At 36.7% G+C, this 24,536-nt stretch carries 22 protein-coding genes and 1 other annotated feature; of the genes, 4 read left to right on the top strand and 18 right to left on the bottom strand.

The genetic code is table 11. From position 1 onward, the window contains the following. Nucleotides 1–178: 178 nt before the first annotated feature. The 9 genes from spxA to ACIP9W_RS05165 form a co-directional block, all read right to left on the bottom strand. Nucleotides 179–574 carry a transcriptional regulator SpxA gene (spxA, locus tag ACIP9W_RS05205; protein WP_282246332.1) on the bottom strand — a complete coding sequence of 132 codons (396 nt, stop codon included), beginning with the start codon at nucleotides 572–574 and terminating at the stop codon, nucleotides 179–181. Nucleotides 575–959: 385 nt separating this feature from the next. Further along, on the bottom strand, nucleotides 960–2,168 hold the full coding sequence (locus tag ACIP9W_RS05200) for a putative glycoside hydrolase (RefSeq protein ID WP_400786762.1): 1,209 nt from the start codon (nucleotides 2,166–2,168) through the stop codon (nucleotides 960–962). Between the two features lie 301 nt (nucleotides 2,169–2,469). Then, entirely contained in the window at nucleotides 2,470–3,456 is a 987-nt protein-coding gene (locus ACIP9W_RS05195; RefSeq protein WP_400786760.1) for a GGDEF domain-containing protein, read from the bottom strand. Nucleotides 3,457–3,461: 5 nt separating this feature from the next. Beyond that, the gene (locus ACIP9W_RS05190) at nucleotides 3,462–4,292 is read right to left on the bottom strand and encodes an alpha/beta fold hydrolase (protein WP_400786759.1); all 831 of its coding nucleotides are present in this window, start codon (nucleotides 4,290–4,292) and stop codon (nucleotides 3,462–3,464) included. 209 nt (nucleotides 4,293–4,501) lie between these two features. Then, nucleotides 4,502–5,440 carry an ABC transporter ATP-binding protein gene (locus tag ACIP9W_RS05185; protein ID WP_142537513.1) on the bottom strand — a complete coding sequence of 313 codons (939 nt, stop codon included), beginning with the start codon at nucleotides 5,438–5,440 and terminating at the stop codon, nucleotides 4,502–4,504. Further along, nucleotides 5,440–6,504 carry an ABC transporter ATP-binding protein gene (locus ACIP9W_RS05180; RefSeq protein WP_400786757.1) on the bottom strand — a complete coding sequence of 355 codons (1,065 nt, stop codon included), beginning with the start codon at nucleotides 6,502–6,504 and terminating at the stop codon, nucleotides 5,440–5,442. The genes ACIP9W_RS05185 and ACIP9W_RS05180 overlap by 1 nt, the downstream gene beginning before the upstream one ends. Nucleotides 6,505–6,519: 15 nt before the next feature. After that, nucleotides 6,520–7,539: an oligopeptide ABC transporter permease gene (opp3C, locus tag ACIP9W_RS05175; protein ID WP_400786755.1), complete on the bottom strand. Its 1,020-nt coding sequence runs from the start codon at nucleotides 7,537–7,539 to the stop codon at nucleotides 6,520–6,522. Next, complete coding sequence (opp3b, locus tag ACIP9W_RS05170; protein ID WP_400786752.1) at nucleotides 7,539–8,471, bottom strand: oligopeptide ABC transporter permease; 933 nt, start codon at nucleotides 8,469–8,471, stop codon at nucleotides 7,539–7,541. The genes opp3C and opp3b overlap by 1 nt, the downstream gene beginning before the upstream one ends. A 198-nt stretch (nucleotides 8,472–8,669) precedes the next feature. Continuing rightward, nucleotides 8,670–10,382, bottom strand: coding sequence for a peptide ABC transporter substrate-binding protein (locus ACIP9W_RS05165; protein WP_400786750.1), 1,713 nt, complete (start codon nucleotides 10,380–10,382; stop codon nucleotides 8,670–8,672). Nucleotides 10,383–10,619: 237 nt separating this feature from the next. On the opposite strand from ACIP9W_RS05165, the gene ACIP9W_RS05160 reads away from it, so the two are divergent. Continuing rightward, entirely contained in the window at nucleotides 10,620–10,964 is a 345-nt protein-coding gene (locus tag ACIP9W_RS05160) for a DUF3899 domain-containing protein (RefSeq protein ID WP_400786747.1), read from the top strand. A gap of 40 nt (nucleotides 10,965–11,004) precedes the next feature. Then, nucleotides 11,005–11,219 (top strand) — a binding site (T-box leader). A gap of 90 nt (nucleotides 11,220–11,309) precedes the next feature. Then, complete coding sequence (gene trpS, locus ACIP9W_RS05155; RefSeq protein WP_400786745.1) at nucleotides 11,310–12,296, top strand: tryptophan--tRNA ligase; 987 nt, start codon at nucleotides 11,310–11,312, stop codon at nucleotides 12,294–12,296. Between the two features lie 245 nt (nucleotides 12,297–12,541). Here trpS and ACIP9W_RS05150 read toward each other — a convergent pair whose 3' ends face one another. The 7 genes from ACIP9W_RS05150 to ACIP9W_RS05120 form a co-directional block, all read right to left on the bottom strand. Continuing rightward, nucleotides 12,542–14,398, bottom strand: a complete 1,857-nt coding sequence (locus tag ACIP9W_RS05150) for an oligopeptide ABC transporter substrate-binding protein (protein WP_400786742.1) — start codon at nucleotides 14,396–14,398, stop codon at nucleotides 12,542–12,544. 60 nt (nucleotides 14,399–14,458) lie between these two features. Further along, nucleotides 14,459–15,370: an ABC transporter permease gene (locus ACIP9W_RS05145; protein ID WP_400786739.1), complete on the bottom strand. Its 912-nt coding sequence runs from the start codon at nucleotides 15,368–15,370 to the stop codon at nucleotides 14,459–14,461. Between the two features lie 30 nt (nucleotides 15,371–15,400). Next, nucleotides 15,401–16,363: an oligopeptide ABC transporter permease gene (gene opp4B, locus ACIP9W_RS05140; RefSeq protein ID WP_400786736.1), complete on the bottom strand. Its 963-nt coding sequence runs from the start codon at nucleotides 16,361–16,363 to the stop codon at nucleotides 15,401–15,403. Nucleotide 16,364: 1 nt separating this feature from the next. Continuing rightward, the gene (locus ACIP9W_RS05135; RefSeq protein WP_400786733.1) at nucleotides 16,365–17,312 is read right to left on the bottom strand and encodes an ABC transporter ATP-binding protein; all 948 of its coding nucleotides are present in this window, start codon (nucleotides 17,310–17,312) and stop codon (nucleotides 16,365–16,367) included. Continuing rightward, nucleotides 17,309–18,322, bottom strand: coding sequence for an ABC transporter ATP-binding protein (locus ACIP9W_RS05130; RefSeq protein WP_282246032.1), 1,014 nt, complete (start codon nucleotides 18,320–18,322; stop codon nucleotides 17,309–17,311). Before ACIP9W_RS05130 ends, ACIP9W_RS05135 begins: the two co-directional genes overlap by 4 nt. A 401-nt stretch (nucleotides 18,323–18,723) precedes the next feature. Beyond that, entirely contained in the window at nucleotides 18,724–19,959 is a 1,236-nt protein-coding gene (fabF, locus tag ACIP9W_RS05125) for a beta-ketoacyl-ACP synthase II (RefSeq protein ID WP_400786730.1), read from the bottom strand. 28 nt (nucleotides 19,960–19,987) lie between these two features. Next, entirely contained in the window at nucleotides 19,988–20,923 is a 936-nt protein-coding gene (locus ACIP9W_RS05120; protein WP_400786727.1) for a beta-ketoacyl-ACP synthase III, read from the bottom strand. 168 nt (nucleotides 20,924–21,091) lie between these two features. Here ACIP9W_RS05120 and ACIP9W_RS05115 point away from each other — a divergent pair, with 168 nt between their 5' ends. After that, on the top strand, nucleotides 21,092–21,280 hold the full coding sequence (locus tag ACIP9W_RS05115) for a YjzD family protein (RefSeq protein ID WP_400786725.1): 189 nt from the start codon (nucleotides 21,092–21,094) through the stop codon (nucleotides 21,278–21,280). A 72-nt stretch (nucleotides 21,281–21,352) separates the two neighbouring features. Here the strand turns inward: ACIP9W_RS05115 and ACIP9W_RS05110 are convergent, their stop codons facing one another. Further along, the gene (locus tag ACIP9W_RS05110) at nucleotides 21,353–23,479 is read right to left on the bottom strand and encodes an ATP-dependent Clp protease ATP-binding subunit (protein WP_400786723.1); all 2,127 of its coding nucleotides are present in this window, start codon (nucleotides 23,477–23,479) and stop codon (nucleotides 21,353–21,355) included. A 154-nt stretch (nucleotides 23,480–23,633) separates the two neighbouring features. Between ACIP9W_RS05110 and ACIP9W_RS05105 the strand changes: the two genes are divergently transcribed. Beyond that, nucleotides 23,634–24,317 (top strand): Crp/Fnr family transcriptional regulator, encoded by a 684-nt coding sequence (locus tag ACIP9W_RS05105; RefSeq protein ID WP_142537497.1) that lies wholly within the window; start codon nucleotides 23,634–23,636, stop codon nucleotides 24,315–24,317. Between the two features lie 12 nt (nucleotides 24,318–24,329). On the opposite strand, the gene ACIP9W_RS05100 is transcribed toward ACIP9W_RS05105, so the two are convergent. Then, on the bottom strand, nucleotides 24,330–24,467 hold the full coding sequence (locus ACIP9W_RS05100) for a hypothetical protein (protein WP_400786721.1): 138 nt from the start codon (nucleotides 24,465–24,467) through the stop codon (nucleotides 24,330–24,332). Between the last annotated feature and the right edge of the window lie 69 nt (nucleotides 24,468–24,536).

The raw sequence follows: 24,536 nt of genomic DNA, 5'->3' as shown, positions 1-24,536 counted from the left end.
TCAATCATGTAGTGTCTACTACTATTGTATGTTGTTTGTGAAAAAAAGAAAAGGATTCCAACTTTTCTTTTCAAATAATTAATCACAAATGAATTGTAAGAAAATTTATGCTTTAATGCAAGCAAAAAAAAGCTGACTATTTTCAAAAGTTCTTTGAAAATAATCAGCTGATTAACTTTTAGTTCACAAGCCTTTGTGCTTCAAGTAACTGATATGCACGAACTTTTCTAGGTAAAAATCTACGAATTTCGTCTTCGTTATAGCCAACTTGTAGACGTTTTTCATCTAATATTATTGGTCTACGAAGTAGCCCAGGATGTTCTTGAATTAGCTCATATAAACGTTGTAAAGGAAGGCTTTCCACATCTACATTTAGCTTCTGGAATATTTTAGAACGAGTTGAAATAATTTCATCTGTTCCATCCTCTGTCATTCGTAAAATTTCTTTTATTTCGCTTATTGTAAGTGGTTCAGAAAAAATATTACGCTCCATATATGGAATATCATGTTCTTCTAACCATGCTTTTGCTTTTCTACATGAAGTACAACTTGGTGAGGTAAATAACGTAACCATCATTTAAAAACACTTCCTTTCAATTGGTAGTTGTGTTATATGAAGTAGTTTATAATTAATTTAATGTAATTCTTTACTTTTTCAGTATACACCAAATTATAGTCATTTAAAATATGTTTATAAGAAAAATTTACTCTCTAGATGAAGCTGTCACAAATTCGTTGAATATATAAGCTATACTTACATTCTAGAAAGAATTTTTATAGATGCTTTTATTATACCCTTCTTTTTTCTGGTATAAACATTATAATGAAATTTTTTTACATTCTCATTTAGAAGAAGGCTAATGAAAATAACTGTTACACTAACTAATACGTTTTTCATGAAATAAAGTTTCATAAAAATAAAAAAAGATAGGATTTTTTATAATCCTATCTTTTCTTATTTAAGGTGTATAGTCAACGCCAGGAGAATACTTATTTCCTGCATTCCAAAGTAGGAATTCCTTAATACCTGCTTCATTTAATGCTTTTATTTGTTCTTCTACTTCCTCTTTACCATATGTTTGATAATTGCCAGCACCTAGGTACGAAGCAGTAAAATCTTGAAGCCATGGCCTTGATACTGGTGGGTTTTCTAATTCTGCTAATTTTGCATTTTCTACTTTTGCATATTCTTGTACTAAGCGATATGGCTCTAAATCCGGTTTTGCTATACCAAAATAAGGTGTCCAATGACTTGGATAAATCATGGAAGAAATAACGTCTACATTTTCGGATATCTTAGAGAAGTTTTGTCCAATTCCAGGCGCTTCCGGTAATGTAGCAGAGTATCCGAAAATATCTACTGATACTTGTACACCATAAGGTTTTAGCTTTTCTTTTGCATATGCAACAAAATCCGTAACCGCTGTAACTCTTCGTTGAACAGGGTCTTCTTGAGAATTTTCATATTTTCCCATGGAGTACTTTAATACATCTTCTCTATTTTCAAATCCTTCAGGGAATCGCACATAGTCAAATTGGATTTCTTTAAAGCCCATCTTCGCGGCTTCTATAGCAATTTCGACATTATAATCCCATACTTCTTGTAGAAAAGGGTTTACGAATGATTCCCCTCTTCCATTTTTCCAGACAGAAGATCCTTCCACAAACGACCATTCGGGCTTTCTTTCTGCTAGCTCCGTATCTTTAAAAACAACAACACGTGCTATTGGATATATTTCTTTCTCTTCCAAAGTTTCTAGCATAGCCCGTGGATTTTTTATGTATGGCTTACCAATCTCATATTTCGTAAGCGATGATTCTTCATTGGGAATATAGGTTAAGTTACCAAAGTCGTCTTTAATATCGATTACCATCGCATTTAGCTCTGTCTCATCTAATAAATTGACTAAATCCGCAAATCTGGAGCCACCTGCTGAATGTCCCGTTACATATACTCCTCTCACCGCATCAGGATAGTTAAATGTTAGTCCGGAGTCGTATATGAATAGTTTGGATGTTGTAATGACCTTCTCATCAATCGGTTTTAAACTAAACTCTTTTGTGGAAAAATCTTCTGCGAATAGTTTAGATTCCGCAAATACTGTTGTAGGTAATAGTACAGCGGCTGCTACACTCAATGAGGCTAGTATTTTAATAGGCTTCTTCATAAAATTCTCCTTTCTTTCCTTAGTGTTCCTTTATTCTAACAATACTAAACAATGAATGAAAGGGAAATAGTGCTTATAATGTTACGATCACTTCTCCTAGGTTGTGCTTACTTATTATAGATAATACGTCGTAAAAAGCTCTATAAGGGAACCACTATCCATCACCTTTCTATTATTAATTACCTTAACTACATGAGGAATAAACAATTACTATTCCTAGGTTATACACAGAAAACGGAGTAGTCCGTTGACCAACTCCGTTTTTCTTCTATATTTATGTTTCCTTTCACTGGCATTGATATTAATCATTGTAGTGGTTAGCATGCGTGACCTGGTTACGACCTCGGTTTTTTGAGGAATAAAGTGCCCGATCCGCTCGGGATTGAAGGGAACTAACTGTATCTCCTGTTATAAGTATTGCGATTCCAATACTTATGGTGACAGGTTGGTTTATCCAGCAAGCACCCTCTACACGTAGCCGAATTCTTTCAGCTATTTTCTGGGCAATCGTTTGATCGGCATCAGGAAGAATCAATGCAAATTCCTCTCCACCATAACGAGCTGCAACATCTCCTTCTCTTAACTCCTCTTTCAGGATTATTCCTAATCCTTGAAGAACCTTGTCACCTGTTAAATGCCCATAGTTGTCGTTGATCTTTTTGAAATGATCTATATCTAATAGCAATAATGAAAGGGATTGCGATTTTTTTGTAAATAAAGCGATATTAGAGGCTAAATCTTCTTGTAAACTTCGCCTATTCTTAAGGCCAGTCAGTCCGTCGGTAGCAGCTAACTTTTCTAATTGTGCGTTTACTTCTAGCAGTTCTTTTTGCTTAAACTCCAATTCCCTTCTCAGAAGATCTAACTCGGCTATTTGCTCTCTCTTAACACGGTTGCGTGCTTCTGTCTCCTTTTTGACCGCAAGGAGGGATTGCTCATACTCGTAGCGTTTCTTTATTTGAAATAACATACAATCATTGACGATTTCACCATTTCGATTTTTGCGTATTGCATTAAGAAGGAATGGAATATCATCATTGGTTTTCGACTTGAATGTAAGGTACATCTCCTCTACGCGTTCCTGTAGCTTAATAATAGGAAAAAAGTAAAGCTGATAAAATGATTTGCTAGGAACCGTTAGAATGGTGTTAACGTGTTTTCCCTTCAACTCATATAGGTCATCAAAGCCAAGTAAACTAAGCAAAGTTTGATTGATTGTGCGAATGATGCCCTCATCAGAAAGTGATAAGTAACCACATGGAGCATAATTCAATTGTTCATCTATCAAATAATCTACTCCTTACTAAGTGTACTCACATAGCCGACAGTCAAATATTCTCTAATTAAACGAATGGTTTCTTCCGGATGGCTCATATGTGGACAATGCCCAGTAGCCTCCATAAAACGTAACGTATTTTTTGGCAGATGGCGATGCATGTAATTTCCTACTTCAATGGGAGCAATTACATCTTCAGAACATTGAAGAATAAGCGATGGCACCAAAACTTTTTTCAAGTCTTCTCGGTTATCAGAAAAGAAAGTAGCAATTGCAAATTGACGAGCAACCGTTGGATCTGTTGAACAAAAGCTTTCCTCTAATTCTTTCGAAAGCTCTGGACGATCAGGATTTTTCATAATGACCTTTGAAAGGTAATTTGACCAGCCGATATAATTCATCTCCATCATATCGATCAACCCTTCCAGTTCCTCTCTCTCAAATCCACCATTATAATCAGGTTGATCATTCAGATAACGAGGCGATGGACCTATCATGATGAGATGTTCAAATAGATCTGGCTTTTGTATAGAAGCCAACATTCCAATGGTGCTACCAACTGAATGTCCAACAAAAGTTATTTCTTTCAAATCCAGTGCAGCACATATTTCCACTAAATCGTTTGCATATCCATAAAGATCGCTATATTTACTAGTATCGTAAGCATTATAATCAGATTTCCCTGAACCCACATAATCAAAAAGAATGATACGATAGTTTTCTTCAAAAGCAGGAGCCACTAACCTCCACATATTTTGGTCACATCCGAAGCCCGGAGCAAACAACATTGTCCGTGGGCCTTTGCCTGTGATATTTACGTTATTACGTAAAAGAACATCTTGATACATAATGAATCCCCATCTATTCTTATGATTTATATCTATTTAAATTACAATAGTCTACAAAATAATTAGTAACTTTATTATATACTATTCTAGTTATACCAACAATTAAAGACTGTATTGAAGAGATTGCCGTCACTTTATAGAAATACACAAATATTTTAGTTTATCTAAAAAAAAATCGGCCATTCTTGTATGAATGACCGATGATTATATTATTTGGAACTGGAAATAGCTCTTAATGATTCTAACTCTTTTTCAGAGCAATAAACAAAATGTCCAGGCGTTACTTCTCTCATCGCAATTTCTTCTCCATCTTGATAATTATGATTGGCAGGATCATACGATTTACGTACACGAGTGCGCTCATAATCTGGATCTGGAAGTGGAATAGCTGATAGTAGAGACTGCGTATATGGATGCATTGGATTTGCATACAATTCTTCAGCTGTAGCTAGCTCGACAAGTTTACCAAAATACATTACGCCAATACGGTCAGAAATGTATTTTACCATAGACAAGTCATGTGCAATGAATAAATAAGTTAAGCCTTTTTCTTCTTGCAGTTCTTTTAGTAAGTTTACAACTTGTGCTTGAATCGAAACGTCAAGTGCAGAAATAGGCTCGTCCGCAATAATAAATTCAGGATTAACAGCAAGCGCTCTTGCTATTCCAAGACGTTGGCGTTGTCCACCTGAGAATTCATGTGCATAACGATCCGCATGTTCGCGATTTAACCCAACAGTTTCTAAAAGTTCTACTACTTTTTCTTTTCGTTCTTTTGGATTTTTCACAAGTCCATGAATATCCAACCCTTCTGCAATAATATCCAGTACTTTCATACGTGGATTTAGAGATGCATATGGATCTTGGAAAATCATTTGCATTTTGCGGTTGAATTCTTTTAAATCTTTTTTAGATTTTTTGTCATGTACATTTACACCATCGTAAATTACTTGACCATCAGTTGCATCATATAAACGTATGATTGTACGCCCAGTCGTTGATTTACCACAACCTGACTCACCAACTAGACCTAATGTTTCCCCTTTATAAATATCAAAGCTTATATCATCTACCGCACGAACTTCATTTGGCTTACCTTGATTGAAATATTGCTTTAAATTTTTGATTTCGAGTAATTTTTCAGCCATTAGTAAGTACCTCCTTCCGTTCCTTCATAGTAACGACTGCCTGGATATTTTTTCATACGCTCGCGTATTGCTAAAGGTGGATCTACTTGCGGAGCATCTGGGTGTAATAACCAAGTTGCCGCATAATGTGTATCACTCACTTTAAAAAATGGTGGAACTTCCTCCAGGTCGATTTTCATTGCATAATCACTACGAAGAGCGAAAGCGTCACCTTTAGGAGGTGACAATAAATCTGGAGGTGTTCCCGGGATTGCATAAAGTTTCTCTTCTGCCGTATCCAGCGACGGCATAGAACTTAATAATCCCCATGTATATGGATGTTGCGGATTATAGAAAATTTCATCTACTGTTCCGATTTCAACAATTTTCCCACCATACATAACAGCAACTCTGTCTGCGACATTCGCCACTACACCAAGATCATGGGTAATAAAGATGATCGATGTATTAATCTTCTTTTGTAAATCCTTCATTAACTCTAAAATTTGTGCTTGAATCGTTACGTCTAGAGCAGTAGTTGGTTCATCCGCAATTAATACTTGTGGATTACATGCTAATGCAATGGCAATTACGATACGTTGGCGTTGCCCACCAGAAAACTGATGCGGATATTGCTTCATACGAGCTTCTGGTTTAGGCATACCTACTAGACGAAGTAAATCGACTGCTTCTTTATGAGCCACTGATTTACTTACATTACGGTGCTTTAAAATCGGTTCCATAATTTGTTTTCCGATAGGCATCGTAGGATTCAAAGAAGTCATTGGATCTTGGAAAATCATTGAGATATCTTTTCCACGAATCTTTTGCATTTCTCTGTCTGTCAGCTTCGTTAGATCTTTGCCGTTAAATAAAATCTGCCCATTTTTAAATTCAGAGCTATGTTCAGGCAATAAGCGCATAATTGACTTAGTTGTTACGGATTTACCTGAACCAGACTCTCCAACGATTGCAAGCGTTTCTCCTTTTAATAAATCAAAGTTAACGCCACGAATTGCTTTCACTTCTCCTGCAAACGTATGGAAGGAAAGCTCTAGGTCTTTTACTTCTAATACTTTCTCCATTTTCGCTTTCCTCCTTTAGTCTTTCATCTTCGGATCAAATGCATCACGTAAACCATCACCAAGTAAGTTAAATGCAATCATTAACAAACTTAAAATAATCGATGGATACAATAAAATGTGTGGTTGGAAGCGAATTACTTTATACCCATCATTAATAAGTGTACCCAAAGACGCATCTGGTGCCTGAAGTCCTAATCCGATAAAACTTAGAAAGGCTTCAAAGAAAATCGCCGTTGGAATGGTAAACATTGTATTAATAATGATTACTCCTAAGATATTCGGTAATATATGCCTGGATATGATACGTCCATTACCCGCACCCAAAGTTCGTGAAGCAAGCACAAACTCTTGGTTCTTAAATTTCAAAACCTGCCCTCGGACAATACGTGACATACCGATCCAACCAGTGAGCGTAATCGCAATAACTATCGCGGTGACGCCTGGTTCCATAACTAATAACATCAAAATTACGATAACTAATGTAGGAATACCATATAATATTTCTACAATACGTTGCATTATATCGTCGGTACGACCGCCGTAGTAACCAGAAATACCACCATATGCGACACCAATAACCATGTCTATTACCGCTGCTACAAAAGCGATTAATAATGATATTTGCGTTCCTTCCCAAGCTCTTGAGAACATGTCTCGTCCTAATCCGTCCGTTCCAAACCAATAATACGTATCTACTTTTTTCATTTCATATAAATCTACTTCTTTACCTGCTAAAGTACCAACACCATCGAAGATTCCTAGTTTCTCCAGTCCAGGAACTTTTGGAGGTAGGTTGGCATGTGTAATCGTTTGGGTCTCAGCATCATGGGGACTAACCATCGGTCCCACAAATGCCATAATAATGATAAACACTAATATAAATATGCTTGCAATAGCAGCCTTGTTTTTCCGAATTCGTAACCAAGCGTCTTGCCAAAAACTTAAAGACGGCTTCGTAATTCTTTCAGCATGACTACTATCAATTTGAACTCTTTCAAAAGATTCAGCAGGTATTTTTTTAATATCTAAACTCATTATTTACTACCTCCTGATAAACGAATACGAGGGTCAATTATTCCATAAAGGACGTCTACTACGAATATTATGACAATTAACAATACAGAGTAAAATAATGTTGTTCCCATAATAATCGAGAAGTCATTGGACGTAATCGCTTTAACAAATTGTTCCCCGATACCCGGTATTGCAAAGATTTGTTCAATTACAAGCGAGCCTGTAACTAAACCAGCAGCAAGCGGTCCTAAAACAGTGACAAGAGGAATTAATGCATTACGGAAAGCATGCTTGAATGCAATTTCAAATCCGCTAGCCCCTTTAGATTTTGCTAAAGTAATGTAATCTGAACTCAACACTTCAATCATTTCTGTTCGGATGAATCGAGATGCTGTTGCAAGTGGCCCCATTGCTAATGCTATCGAAGGCAATATGCTCGACATCCAACCATCTTTCCATAAACCTACAGGGAAGAGACCCCATTCCACTGCTAACCAATATTGAAGCAATGTTGCAAAAACGAAAGATGGAATAGAAATACCGATGATAGCTATTAACGTACTACCATAATCCCATACAGTATTCTGCCTTAATGCTGCAATCATACCTAACAAAATACCTATAGCTACACCTAAAATCAAACCTTGTGTTCCAATTAAAACAGATGGACCTAAACGGTTCATGATTAATTCTGTTACACTGGCATTTTTAAACTGGAATGAGTTACCTAAGTCACCTTTAGCCAAGTTGAGCATATATTTTGCGTACTGCACAGGAACCGGTTCATCTAATCCATATTTCGCTTCCACCATCGCAAGTTGTGAAGGGGATAGTTTTGGAGCAGAGCTAATCGGGGATCCTGGAAGCGCCTTCATTAAGAAAAATGTTGCTGACGCAATCAAGAAAAGGGTAATAAACATATAAACGATACGTCGGATCATATATTTTGTCATCTTTGCACCTCCTAAATAATATATTTCTATAATTTTAAAACTCTACTAGTATATATAAACAGATAAACTCTATTATTGTCAAAACTAAATTTAAAAAATAAAATATTTGGTGAATTCTGATTCATTTAAAAAGAGAGTATATGGTCCAATACGGATACCATATACTCTCAAACTATGTGATTTTAAACATTCACTAAATTAGTTTTTACCTTCAATATAAGCCCATTTGTAGCTATAGTCTCCACCGAATGGGTGAGCAACAATACCTTTAACATATGGTTTTTGAAGGAACATTAATCCACGCTGGTAAATTGGTCCGATTCCGAAATCTTCTTCAATAAGAAGTTTTTCAGCATCAGCAAGTGCTTGCCAACGAGCTTCTGGATCTAGAGCTAATTCATTAACAGAAGAAGTTACTAGTTTATCGTATTCAGGGTTAGAATAAGACATTTGGTTATTACCGCCGCCTGTTAACCATAAATTCATAAATGTATAAGGATCTTGGTAGTCAGGTCCCCATCCAGCAATTTGCATATCATAATCTTGGTTTGTGTCAAGATCTAGACGTACGTTAAATGGAACTTCTTTTAATTTAACCGTTAAACCTGGTAGGTTTGTTTCTAATTGATTTTTTAGGTATTCACCCATTTTTTTAGCTGATTCAGTATCTCCGTTTAGAAGTTCGATCTCTAATTCAGAAACTCCTAGTTCAGATAATCCTTTTTCAAATGCAGCTTTTGCTTCTTCTGCATTGAATTCAGCCATATCTCCGTTAACATCACGGAAATCATTTGCATCTTCATCGAAAGTAAAGTCTTTTGGTACTAAGTAGTTCGCTGGTACAGAACCATTAGCTAAAACTACATCTACTAAATCTTGTTTATTGAAACCTTTAGACATTGCTTCACGAATATTTACGTTAGCAAGTGGAGTTTTTTCTCCAAGGCGTTCTTGATTGTATTTGAAATAGAATACAGATGTTTCTGATTCGTTAATTAGTTCTGAATCAGCAGCATATTGCATTGCGAATTCACCAGTAAGTGGAGCTTTGTCTTTTTGACCTTCCGAATACAAGTTTACGCCTGTACCTGGTTCTTTAACAACATCATAGTTGATTTCAGTTAATTTTACAGTATCTTTATCCCAGTACTCTTCGTTTTTAAGTAGTTGCCAAGATAATCCTGTCCCGTCCCAATTAGCAAGTGTAAATGGTCCGTTGTATAATAGTGCTTCAGAATTTTTCGCATAGTTTTCACCTTGCGCTGTAACGAATTCTTCTTTTTGTGGTAAGAATGTTCCAAATGACATAAGTGATAAGAAATAAGGTGTTGGTTTTTCAAGTGTTACTTCTAATGTTTTTTCATCAACAGCTTTAACACCTAATTCAGTGTACTCAACAGAACCTTCCATAATTGCAGTAGCGTTTTTAATAACGCCATCCATCATATATGGACCATACTCAGATGCAGTATCTGGGTTCATCGCACGTTTCCATGCATATTCAAAGTCGTTTGCAGTTACTGGAGATCCATCAGACCAGTTAGCATCACGTAATTTGAATGTGTATACTAAACCGTCTTCAGAAACTGTTGGTTCACCATCAGCAATTGCAGGCTCAGCAACATTATCTTGATTTAAACGGTATAAACCTTCGTTTACGTTGTTAAGTAGATCAAATCCAACCGCATCTGTTACTAAAGCAGAATCCATTGTTGGAATCTCAGCAGTCATGATTAAGTTAAGAACTTGTTCCTCGTCAGTTGCTACTTCTTCTGTTGTTGCATCTTTTTCTTTATCTGTTGTGTCTGTAGTTGTTTCAGTGCCTTCTTCTTTATCGCCGCCACAAGCAGCTAAGAAAAGAGCAACAACTAACATTAGGCTTAAAAGCCAAGCAAACTTGCTATTCTTCAAAAGAATAACCCCCTTTTAAATTGTCTGAAAAATTCATTACAATAATTATTATACATTTTCAGAGAAACTTGTACAGGTTTTTCGAGAATATTTTTACAAAATAGTAACAAAATCATTACATAGACCTAACATTTGAGAATCATTGGTAATTAATTTGTTCATTTCTGACATTTTGAATTGTCTAATTTTTGATTATTTTAAGAGAATCTTCTATAATTTATTTGGTCGAGGTGAATTATGAAGAGAAAAGTTATTTATTTTTTAGTAGCACAGCTTATAATTTTTATACTTATGTTCTTCACATACGGTTCTTTTTCGCTCAGTTCTTATATAAATATATCCTTTTATATTGGAGGATCTATTACATTTCTTGGGCTAATGACGTATGTAGTTGCTGGTGGATTTTTCGATCTTTTTGTGACAAGCACGCGAAAAGTGTTTACACCTAAGCACATGAAGAAAACAGCAAATGAAATGCGTATGCCATCCGAAATCTTATCGTTTCCTTATAAGCCGATCGTCTATTTAGGCTTGAGCTGTCTAGTTTGTATGGGCATTGCTTTAGTTGTTTATTATGCTTGATTTTTGCGTTTCTTCTATAATATAATTATCAAAACAAAATAATTGAGCTTTGACGAAGAAAAGTACATTTAATCCGGTATGACAAGAGATTCTGTGGTCGGTGCAAACAGAACATACGGTAAATGGAATGGGCTTCCGAGCAGTTTATGTGAACTTGTAGTAGCATAGACCGTGTCCTTCACGTTATGAAGAAGAGTGGCTAATTATTTTAGCAAGCTGGGTGGTACCACGGATTTTACATCATTCGTCCCTTTTTTAGGGAGGCATGATGTTTTTTTATTTTCTTCAGTGGAAATATCCTTCTGAAGAAAGTAATTGGATTAATAAAAATCAGGAGGAAAAAACATGAAGAAAATTTTTTCAGGCGTGCAGCCAACAGGTATTATTACACTCGGCAATTACATTGGTGCATTTAGACAGTTTACTGCTTTGCAGGACGATTACGAGTGTGTGTTCTGCATCGTAGACCAACATGCGATCACTATTCCACAAGATCCAGAGGAACTACTCAGTCATATTCGTTCCCTTGCAGCTTTGTACATTGCAGTAGGGATTGATCCTAATAAGTCTACATTATTTATCCAATCCGAAGTGCCAGCTCATGCACAAGCCGGATGGATTATGCAATGTATTTCTTATATCGGCGAGTTAGAAAGAATGACACAATTTAAAGACAAATCAACTGGAAAAGAAGCTGTCTCCGCAGCATTATTAACGTACCCACCACTTATGGCTGCAGATATTCTTCTATATCAATCGGATATCGTACCTGTTGGAGACGACCAAAAACAACATGTTGAGTTAACACGTGACTTGGCGGAACGTTTCAATAAAAAGTACGGAGAAGTTCTGACGATTCCGGATATCCAACTTCCGAAAAACGGAGCACGAATTAAATCGTTACAAGATCCATTAAAGAAAATGAGTAAATCTGATCCAAATAAAAAAGCGACGATCCGTTTACTAGACACACCAAAAGAAATTGAAAAGAAAATAAAAAGTTCTGTAACAGATTCGGAAGGAATTGTTGCTTTTGATCTTGAAAATAAGCCTGGCGTTTCGAATCTACTTACTATTGAAGCAGCTTTAACGGACGTTTCAATAGAAGCACTTGTACAAAAATACGAAGGAAAAGGCTATGGTGATTTCAAAGCATCTGTTGCGCAAGTTATCATCGATCATCTAGCTCCGATTCAAGCGAGATACGAAGAATTATTAAACTCTTCCGAGCTCGACGACATATTAGATCTTGGAGCAGAAAAAGCAAATGCATTAGCAAATGCAACCTTGGCTAAAATGGAAGCCGCAATGGGCCTCGGAAGAAGACGATAATCGTTAAAGCTAAAAAGGATCCACAAAGCATAATAAATTCCTTTGACTGAAGCATGTACATCAGCACAGAGTTCAAAGAATAACCAAGCGATAAAAAGTTTAAGAATAATAATAAATGGGAGCAGCTAATAACTGCTATCCCGTAACTGATTAAAAATAATAGAATTCTTATATGTATCACATCCTTCTTAAACCATATGAAAAACCGTTCCTAAACTTTCGTTTAGGAACGGTTTTTTTAAAAATTATTTAATTGGCTCTTCAGCAAGCAATTCAATTTGATTCCAATCAAACTCTGTATCATAGTTTACATCGTAGTGTTTGACACGTTTGTTAATTGTATAAATTGCTGTACGGAATTGAGTAGGAATAACTGGTGCATTTTCTTCCATGTATTCTTGCCACTCACGGAATGCATTTGCACGGTATTCTGGATCAAATGCTTCAGGTGAGTCGATAGCAGCTAGTAAACCATCTAACTCAGGACTTGTGAAACGGCTCATATTAAATGCTGCTTCTTTTCCATAAAGTCCAGCAGGTGATGGGTTGGTACCAGTACCCCATGCAGCCATATAAATATCGATTTCTGGATCGTCTGCTTCTACTTTATCATAAAAAGAATTGAACTCGATTAAACGTCCAGTTGCTAATTCAACTTTCAAGCCAACATCTGCCCAATTTTGTAGCCAAAATGCTGCCATTTCTTCCGCGATTGCATCTCCGGCCATACCAGCCATATTAATCACTAATTTTTCTCCTTTTGGAGTTTCACGGAATCCATCTCCGTCTGTATCTTTATAACCAGCTTCATCTAATATAGCGATAGCTTTATCTGCATCATAAGTATACCCTTTTAAAGTAGGATCATAGAAAGAAGCAAATACTGGTGGAATTAATGAATTTGCTCTAGAACGTAAATTATCATAATAAACTTCATTCACTTGCTCAACATCTAGTGCATATCCCATTGCTTGACGTAGTTTTACATCGGCCATCTTCGCATTTGGATCCATAATCGAAATACCTTGCGCTGTATCATATTTACCTAGTTTAAAGCCTAAATACGAATAGGATAGTTCTGGTTGAGCTAAAATTGTAATATTTTCTAAATCTTTCACTTCTGGATATGTCGTCGCAGGTAATTTACCAGCAGTCATATCATATTCACCTGATTCGATAGCCTTCGCAATTGATGTAGATGGTACTGTTTTTAATAGAACTCCATCAAGTTTTGAAGCACCTTTCCAATAATGTTCATTTCGTACGAATTGTACAGATTCACCTGGTACAATCTTGTCAAATTTGAATATACCCAAAGTAACTGGATTTTTACGTACCGGATCAGATTCCAATAATTTTCCAATTGGAATATCCTTTAAAGTATGGCTAGGTTCTGCATATCCCCATAGACCATCTCCAATCGAGAAGATAGCAGGTGATAATTTTTTGAATGAAATTTCTAATGTTGTTTCATCCACTTTTTTCAAGCCAGAAATCGTGTCAGCTTTTCCATCATGGTACTCAGTTGCACCAACGATATTTTGGAAATCCCCATCATAACGAATACCTTCATAGTCTGGGTGACCAATGATTAGGTATGGATAAATTAAGTCTTCCACTTTAAGTGGTTCCCCATCAGACCATTTAACATCTGATGGAATCTTCACAAGCACTTTATTGTTCTCTTGATCTACTTCTAGCTTTGCGATTCCTTTATCATTGACAAGGAAGTCACCATCAGTTCCAAAAATTACATTTGAAGAATAGTTCATAATCTCTGCATCGTAAGCATCATCATACAATGACCAAGAGAATACCCCTTTGAATGGTGTATCTGTTCCTAGTGCAACTTTTAATGTTCCACCTTCGATAGCTTCTCCTTCGTTATCAACAGTTAAAGGAAATAAACCTTCTGTATCAACTGCTGGATCTTCCGCTTCTTCTTCTTCTTCTTCTTTACCATCGTCAGTTGTAGCGCCTTCTTCAGTCTTTGTTCCTTCGTCTGTACCGCTAGAAGTTTCTTCACCGTCATTGTTACAAGCAGCAAGTACAAGCATAAGCGCTAAAAGCATTGCGAGTATGCCCCAGTATTTTTTACTCATTCTGTTTCCTCCTTTTTATATCTCTTTTATATCAAACGATAAACGTTTAATACCAACGTATTATCCAAGACGCTGTCTAGCATCTGCGGATCGGCGAATTGCTTGACCAACATAGTTAATTGCAAGCATCAATACTAATATTAGTAAAGAAGCCGGCAGCCATACCCACCACTTATCTTGTAGGATTAGTGGATTGTTTGCATAACTTACAAGAGTACCTAGACTTGGTGTAGATTGAGGTAACCCAAATCCTAAATAGGATAATCCTGTTTCTAGCCCCACATTACCGGCAAAATTCAGTGTCATTTCTACAATTAAGATGGAACTTATATTTGGCATCACTTCTTTAAAAATAATGCTTATATCCCTAGTACCCATTGTTTTAGAGGCATTGACATAATCCCGTCTACTCTCTGTAAGTGATTTACTTCGAACAAGACGTGCTGTCCCCATCCATAAAAAGGCACTCATAATAAAAACAAAGGTTGGAACTGTGTATTTCGGTACCACAGTAACAAAAACAATAATTATCATTAACGATGGTATCGTTATAAAGAAATCAATTATTCTCATAAAAACATTATCAATCCAGCCACCAAAATAACCAGTGATTAGACCTATAGCAATTCCAATAATCCCTGTTATCACCGTAACTGATATTGCTATAGTAATAGAATTTCGTGCACCGAGTACTAGTTGCCCTAAAATGGAACGCCCACCTTGGTCAGCACCAAGAATAAATTTTTCTCCCGGCTCTGAAAACTTATCCCGAAGACTAACTTTCATCATTGTTTCCTGATCAATAAACATTGCCCAAATATAAATACCTACAATAACAATTACTAATCCTATAAGAGAAAACATTGCTAATTTATCTTTTTTAAACTCTCGTGCGATTACTTGAAAACCAGTAGGCGGAGAGCTATTTTCTTTTTTAGCATGATTATTTACATTTTCTAATTGTTCATTCATCTTCTTCTCTCTCCTTAACCTTTATTTTCGTCAATCTATCCTAATACGAGGATCTACAATACTCATGATGATATCGGACAATAGACTACCCAATAATGTTAAGAAGCCGAAAAGCATAACTAATGCGGTAATGACACTATAGTCTCGTGATGAAATGGATTGAACAAATAACTGACCCATTCCTGGATAACCGAAAATTGTTTCGATAAAAATGGAACCACCTAGTAAATTAGTTATTGTGAAACCAAAGAAAGCAGCTATTGGCAATAAAGAATTCCTGAAAATATGCCTGCTATAAACCTTACGAACTGGAATACCTTTACTTCTCGCAGTACGTACATAATCCAGCGATTTCGAATCGATAATTTCAGAGCGTAAATACTGAATAACTGTTGTTGTACCTAAAATAGCATAGGTGATGGCTGGAAGAAGCATATGATAAATTTTGCTCCAAATATATCCCATCGAACCTTTTTCATGCGCTATATCCACTGTTCCAGTTGTAGGAAACCAACTTAATTGATATCCAAAAAAGAATAACAAAAGTAATCCTAAAACAAATGTTGGAATGGCATACGTGATAAAACTATACAAAACGACTGTTTTATCTAAAAAAGTATCTTGAAAACGCCCCGCTAGAACTCCCAACGGAATGGCAATTGCATAAAGTAGCACTACACTTAATAACGAGAGCCAAAATGTGTTTAATGCTCGATTTCCTATTAAATCTGCTACAGGTACTTTGTATGTATAGCTTTTTCCAAAGTCACCTTGTGCCGCATTTACTATCCAATTGTAATATTGCACATACCATGGATCATAAAATCCAGCAGCCTGACGCAATTCCTCTAATCTATTTGGATCTGTTTCCGGTGTTATCAATCCGGTAAATGGATCCCCAGGCATAGCCTTTGCCATGATAAAAATAAGCAAACTTAACACAAATAACTGGGGAATCATTACTAAAAATCTTCTTAATATCGTTTTCCACATCTTAGATAACCCCCTTATTACTAGTGATTATCGCTACTTGATGTGTATTAGAAAGGGATGTCAAATCATATACTCTTCCGTTTTCATCATAGTAATTTTTATGATTAGCAGCATAGTTTGCTTCTACTTCGATTCGTTCCTTTTTTCGCTCTTCTCGCCCTACTGGATTCACATCTGGAATCGCTGATAGTAATCGTTTTGTGTAAATATGTTGTGGATTTGTATATATGTCTTGACGATTTCCAGATTCAACAAAGCGCCCTTTGTACATAATTGATATATGATCACACATATGCTTCACTACCCCTAGATCATGTGAGATAAATAAATAGCTCAGTCCAAATTCCTGCTGAATATCTTTCATGAAGTTTAGTACTTGTGCTTGAACGGAAAGATCTAGTGCAGATACAGGTTCATCAGCAATTATGAGTTTTGGATTACAAGCAATTGCACGAGCAATTCCAATACGCTGCTTTTGTCCCCCAGAAAACTCATGTGGATATTTTAATTTTGCATCTTCATTCATTCCTACAATGGCAAGTAGTTCATTAATTCTACGCTTTTCCTCGTCTGGTGAAAGTTTCAAAAAGTTTCGGATCGGCTCCGCAATGATATCTTGCACCCTTTTACGAGGGTTCAAACTAGAATGAGCATCTTGGAAAATCATTTGAATATCTCGATTGTAGGAAGATCCACGCCCTCTGCGGTTATGTGTAACATTTTCTCCTTCGTAAATAATGCTTCCAGAAGTAATTTTCTCTAACCCGATAATCGATTTACCCGTCGTCGATTTACCACATCCAGATTCACCAACTAAGCCATATGCTTTCCCTTTTTCAAATTCTAAGGAGATCCCATCTACCGCTGTTACTTGGTCTACAACTGTATTAAAAAATCCTCCACGAATTGGATAATATACTTTTAGGTCATTTATTTGCATAAAGCTCATCTTGCTATTCCTCCTTCTTCACTTTGGAAGTCAAAGTGCTGCCAGCAAGTACACCTAACTAGGTGACCTGGAGAAACTTCGTGCATTGATGGATTTTCTTCATGCATCTTTTCTGAAATCCATGGAATACGTGCAGAAAATCTACAACCTGTTCTTGGCAAATTCGTTAGAGATGGAACAATCCCTCGAATTACTTGTAGCTTCTCATTCTCACTATTCATTTGTGGAATGGAGTTGAATAGAGAGCGAGTATATGGATGCAATGGATTTGCAAATAACTCCTCTACAGGAGCTTCTTCTATAATTTGGCCGGCATACATAACGGCTACTCGGTCTGCTACTTCTGCTACTACCCCCAAATCATGGGTGATTAATATAATTCCTGATCCCGTCTCTGCTTGTAGGTCTTTTAATAAATCCAAAATTTGTGCTTGAATTGTTACATCTAGTGCTGTTGTTGGTTCATCTGCAATGATTATATTTGGCTTACAGGAAATTGCGATGGCAATAATGACCCGTTGTCGCATACCACCTGATAGTTGATGTGGAAACTGTTTTGCAATACGCGCTGGATTAGAGATTCCTACTTGTGTTAACAGCTCTAAAACACGTTTGTCTCGCTCTTCTTTAGACATCTTTGTATGAAATGCTAATCCTTCCTCAATTTGATCGCCAATGCGCATTAAAGGATTCAATGCAGAAAGGGGATCTTGGAAAATCATTCCGATCTCTTCCCCGCGAACTTCGTTAAACTTTTCTTCATCCAACTTTGCAAGGTTAATCCCTTTGTAAATGATTTCTCCTTCTACTCTCGTCTTGTTATGATCATGAAGTCCAATAATAGATGTAGCTAGTGTTGACTTTCCGCATCCAGATTCACCAACGATGGCAAGGATTTCGTTTTTCTTTAGCGAAATTGATACGCCGTCGACTGCATCAAAATATGTATCCTTTATCCGAAAACCCGTATGTAAGTTATTAATCGATAAAAGTTGCTCTGTGCTGCTCAAAGTAATTCTCCTTTCATGCAATCGATTATTTTCCACTAAACTTGAGAGAAAATTAATTTTTAAATTGTTACACTTTTCAGTTTTGTTACCTTAATTACAAAGTCTATTACAATATCTTTACAATCGCAATATTTATTTTTTGCTAATTCCCTTTATTTACTCTTTTTAGAAAATTGGCAATAGGTTGAAAAACCAGTGTTTTCAATAGTTCTGGCTAGTTTAAACTGAAAATAATATTTTTGAAAATTTGTGAATGATCCATCATTTTTCGACATATTATATCAATAAAATATCATTCAACTCGCTATATCACTACTAAACTAGCACTTTAACTCATCAAAATATTAATATATAAAAAAAGCATTTCCAAATTTTAACTTGGAAATGCTTTTAATATATTTTTATAGTTTTTTAAATAATATACTTGCATTATGTCCACCAAATCCGAGTGAATTACTCATGGCATATTCGATATCTGCTTTTCTTGCAGCATTTGGTACATAATCTAAATCACATTCTGGATCTGGTGTTTCTAAATTTATTGTTGGCGGTAAAATACCTTCTTTTAATGCAAGCACTGTAAAGATTGCTTCTACTCCACCAGCAGCTCCTAATAAATGGCCCGTCATGGACTTAGTAGAACTCATCGCAAGGTTGTACGCATGTTCTGCAAAAACAGATTTCACGGCCATTGTTTCAAACTGGTCATTGTATGGAGTACTAGTTCCATGTGCGTTAATGTAATCGATTTGCTCTGGGTTTATACCTGCATCATCAATTGCTTGTTGCATAGCGCGAGCAGCACCTTCTCCTCCTGGTGCTGGAGCTGTAATATGATGAGCATCTCCTGTAGAGCCATAACCGATAATTTCAGCATAAATTTTCGCTCCACGGGCAACTGCATGTTCATATTCTTCTAAAATAATAATTCCTGCCCCTTCTCCAATAACAAATCCATCACGGTTCGCATCAAATGGTTTAGATGCCGTTTGTGGATCTGTATTCAATGAAAGCGCCGTATTCGAACAGAAACCTGCAACAGACATATGTGTAATAGGCGACTCTGCTCCGCCTGTTATCATTACATCTGCGTCCCCACGTTCAATTACTTTAAAAGCATCTCCAATAGAGTTTGTACCGGAAGCACAAGCAGTAACCGAACAAGAGTTAATTGCTTTTGCTCCAAAATAAATAGATACCTGACCAGCAGCCATATCTGGAATCATCATTGGCACAAAAAACGGACTAACTCGACGAGCACCTTTTTCTAAAAATACGCGGAATTGATTTTCATATGTCTCCATACCACCAATACCAGAACCAATCCATACACCAGTTCGAAGACCTACCTCTTCTGTGATCGTCAAATTAGCATCTTCCACTGCCATGATAGAAGCAGCAAGTGCATAATGAGTGAAACGGTCCATTTTACGTGCTTCTTTTCGTTCAATGTATTTCTCTATATCAAAATCATTTACTTCTGCTGCAACTTTTGCTGAGAACTGACTTGCATCAAGTCTTGTAAGCATACCTACGCCTGACTTACCTTCTTTAATACCAGACCAAGTTGTCTCTATATCGTTACCAAGCGGTGTAACAGCACCTATTCCTGTTACGACAACCCTACGTTTCGTCATGCATATTCATCCTTTCAAGATTCATTTATTATCTTCCCCATTTTAACGTAATGGCACCCCAAGTTAAGCCGCCACCAAAGCCTACCATCACTAGAATATCATCGTCTTTTACTTTCCCATTGTCTAATTCTTCTTTTAAAGAAAGTGGGATAGATGCCGAAGACGTATTTCCATATTTATTAACTGTTTTAGACATTTTTTCTGTTGGTAATCCTAATCTTTCTCTAGAAGCATCCATAATACGAATATTCGCTTGGTGTGGAATTAACATATCGATATCATCTTTGGAAAGTCCCGCTTTTTCAATTACATTGACAGCCGACTCGCCCATTTGTCTTACAGCAAACTTGAATACTTCTCGACCATTCATAGCTAAATGTGCACCATCTTGGTATAAATGTTTGCCGCCACTTCCATCAGCACCTAGTTCGAATGATAAAATTCCACGGCCTTCTGAAACTTTACTAACTATAGCAGCTCCTGCTCCATCACCAAATAACACAGCAGTATTACGATCTTCCCAATCCGTAATTTTAGAAAGCTTTTCTACACCTACGACAAGTACATGTGAATAAGTATCTGACTCAATAAATTGTTTGGCAGTTATTAATCCATACATAAATCCAGCACAAGCTGCCGAAATATCCATTGCTGCAGCATTTGTTGCCCCTAATTGATCTTGTAGCATAGAGGAAACACTTGGAAACGGAGTATCCGGTGTTACAGTTGCTACAAGGATAAGTCCAATTTGTTCAGGTGAAATTCCTGCATCCTTAATCGCTTCTTTCGCTGCTTCAAATGCTAAATGTGATGTATCTTGATCATCGCCTGCTATTCTTCTTTCTTCTATACCAGTTCGTGTTCGAATCCATTCATCTGAGGTATCTACCATTTTTTCAAGGTCTTCATTTGTTAATACTTTTTCAGGTGAGTATGTTCCTAACCCAATAATTCCTGCATTCATGAAAGTTCCCCTTTTCTTATAATCTATTATTAGTACCTGGTATTAATAATAACGAATTTATGTACAATTTTCAACAATAGACTTTCATAATTCAAATATTCTTTTGTAAAAGCCTTTTGTTGTGATATGATAAATATAAGTAAAAATTAGCTTCTGAGGTGAAATTACATGCATTATATTATGACGTTTATTTGGTCTGCTATTTTAATTTCTATGTTAAATTACGTAGTAAGTTCTGTACAAAATGTAGAATTCGTGTTTAAAGATGGACTTATCATGTCCATACCAGTTGCTATTATGGTTTTTATCATTACGGCAATCATTCCAAACGATCCACTTCCAAAAGAACAACACTAAAAAACAGCTCCCGAAAATTGGGAGCTGTTTTGTTTTTTTAACGAACCGCAAGCAAGTAGGTATCATCACGATTTACTTAATAACTAATTCCCCATCTTCTATTGAAGCAACTACTGTTCCACCTGGAAGTACATCTCCTCCGATTAACAGTTTTGCTACCGCCGTTTCCAAATTGCGTTGAATGAACCGTTTTAATGGTCTAGCACCAAACGCCGCGTCTGTTCCTTCTTCTACTATCCACTTAATAACCGAATTTTCAACTTGTAATGTAATCTCTTGTTCCAGTAAACGGTTTTGCAACTGTTTCACATATTTCTCTGCAATTTTTTCAAAATGATGCGTAGTTAAGGAGTGGAACATAATAATGTCGTCCATACGGTTTAATAGCTCCGGTTTAAAATGCTCACGTAGAGCTGTCATTACTAGCGCCTCTTCCTCTTCACCAACAACACCTGTTGTATTAGCTAAATATTGTGAGCCAATATTGGAGGTTAAGATAACAATAGTATTTGTAAAGTTTACGATTCGACCTTGGCTATCTGTGATTCTTCCGTCATCCATTAATTGCAATAAAATATTTGCAACATCTGGATGTGCTTTTTCAATCTCATCCAGGAGGACAACTGAATATGGGTTTCTACGCACTGCTTCGGTTAATTGACCGCCTTCTTCATAGCCAATATATCCAGGAGGTGCTCCGACAAGTCGAGAAACACTATGCTTTTCCATATACTCAGACATATCAATGCGAATAAAATGCTCCTCCGAATCAAATAAATTAGCCGCTAGTGACTTCGCTAGCTCCGTTTTACCCACACCAGTAGGACCTAAAAATAAGAAAGAACCAATTGGTTTATGCGGATCTTTTATGCCTGCTCTTGCACGCCAAACCGCTTCTGTTACTAATTGAACCGCTTTATCTTGACCGACTACTCGCTCACCAAGTGTTTCTTTTAAGCGAAGCAGTTTTTCACGTTCTCCTTCTACTAGTTTTGTTACAGGAATTCCTGTCCATCTTGAAACGATGGATGCTATTTCCTCGCCAGTGACTTCTTCACGTAATAATCGATTACCAGTGTCATCATTGACTTGTTGCTCATATGCATGTAATTCTTTCTCTAATGTCGGAATTTTACCGTGTCGCAGTTCAGCTGCTTTGTTTAAATCATATTTGTTTTCCGCGTCTTCTAGCTCTCTTCGATAACGGTCTAATTCTTCTCGTTTTTGTTGAATGACTTGAATAGACTCTTTTTCTTCTTTCCATTTATTGCGCATTTCACTGGAAGACTGCTCTAGCTCTTTTAAGTCTTCACGTAATATTTCTAGGCGTTTCTGACTTGCTGCATCTTTTTCTTTCATGAGTGCTTGCTCTTCAATTTGTAATTGCATCATTTTTCTTGTCACTTCATCAAGCTCTTGTGGCATTGAATCGATTTCTGTTCGAATCATTGCACACGCTTCGTCTACAAGGTCAATTGCTTTATCTGGTAAAAATCTTTCTGTAATATATCGATTCGAAAGCTCCGCTGCTGCAACAATAGCGCGGTCGTGAATGCGTACACCATGATGCAACTCAAAGCGTTCTTTTAATCCCCGTAGAATAGAAACGGTATCTTCAACAGAAGGTTCACGAACTAATACTTGTTGGAATCGTCTTTCGAGCGCGGGATCCTTCTCGATATACATGCGATATTCATCTAAGGTCGTAGCACCAATACAATGCAGTTCACCACGAGCAAGCATCGGCTTTAGCATATTCCCTGCATCCATTGCTCCATCTGTTTTGCCAGCACCAACAATCGTATGGATTTCATCGATGAATAATATAATTTGTCCTTCGCTCTCTTTTACTTGCTTTAAGACAGCTTGCAAACGCTCTTCGAACTCCCCGCGGTATTTCGCACCAGCAATCAGTGAACTCATATCCAACTCGAAAATTTCTTTTTCTTTTAACCCTTCCGGAACGTCTTTTCGAACGATTCGTTGTGCTAATCCTTCCACAATTGCTGTTTTACCAACACCCGGTTCACCTATTAACACTGGATTATTTTTAGTTTTTCTTGATAATATTCGAATGACATCCCGAATCTCTTGGTCTCGTCCAATTACAGGATCCATTTTTCCTTCTTTTACCGCAGTAACTAAGTTACGTCCGTACGTTTCTAAAGGTGTTTTTTCATCTTGTTGTTTCATTTGCATAACCAAACATCTCCTTACTGAAATTGTTTGACCTTCTTTGACTAATTCAATTATAATATCTTTCATTCAAATTTGTAAAGAAAAGTTATTTAAGCTAAATACTTTTAGGGAATATGCTATTATAAACTTATCGAAGGGAAGGTTGTGATTTTATATGAACGCACCCCAAGGTATTTATTCATTATTTGAGCAATTTGGTTCCATTCATAAAATAGAAAAAAATCGCCCTGTTTTCCTAGAAGGAGAACGTTCGGAGGATGTCTACCTTATCCAATCGGGCTCCGTCAAAATAACGAAAGATACAGAAAGTGGTCAAGTGTTAACGATTCGTATTGCTGGTCCAAATACTTTTATCGGGGAAACCGCCGTTTTTTGCGAAGTTATTTATCATTCCGTTTCAGCCCATACGAATGAACCCACTCACTTATTAGTAATACCCCGTGAGCAGCTTGAGAAACTTTTATCCTCCTCTTCATTGCTAATAATGGAGTGGATGAAGGTTATTCAAACACATAACTTAAAAAACGAAACTCGCTTTAGAGACTTATTGCTGCATGGCAAAAAAGGTGCTCTCTATTCCACACTAATACGTCTTACTAACACATATGGCGTAGAACAAACGGATGGTAGCGTGGTAATCGACTATACCTTAACAAATCAAGAACTAGCAAACTTTTGTGCGACAAGCCGAGAAGTAGTCAATCGTATGTTAAATGATTTAAAAAAGCTCGGCATCATTTCTTTTGTTAAAGGAATTATCACAGTACATGATCTCCAATTTTTACGAACCGAAGTAGAATGCGACAATTGTCCATTGCATATTTGCCGCATTGATTAAATAAGGCACTTTTCATGCTTTTGCATGGAAAGTGCTTTTTGATTTGGCGTTGATTGCTCTTGTTGAGGGATTGGTTGCTTTCGCTGATGGATTGGTTGCTCTCTTTGCAGATTTGATTGCTTTCAATTGAATTTGGTTGCCCTTTGCCAATTACTCCCTCCCGTCCGCCACTTTGTAAGCATCTCAATAAAAGTTTACTTGCTATTTGGAAATTGGTTG

This window comes from Psychrobacillus sp. NPDC093180 (assembly GCF_044754065.1).
Classification (GTDB): domain Bacteria; phylum Bacillota; class Bacilli; order Bacillales_A; family Planococcaceae; genus Psychrobacillus.
The sequence above is the reverse complement of the archived record's forward strand: the minus strand, read 5'-3'. Positions and strand labels throughout refer to the sequence as shown.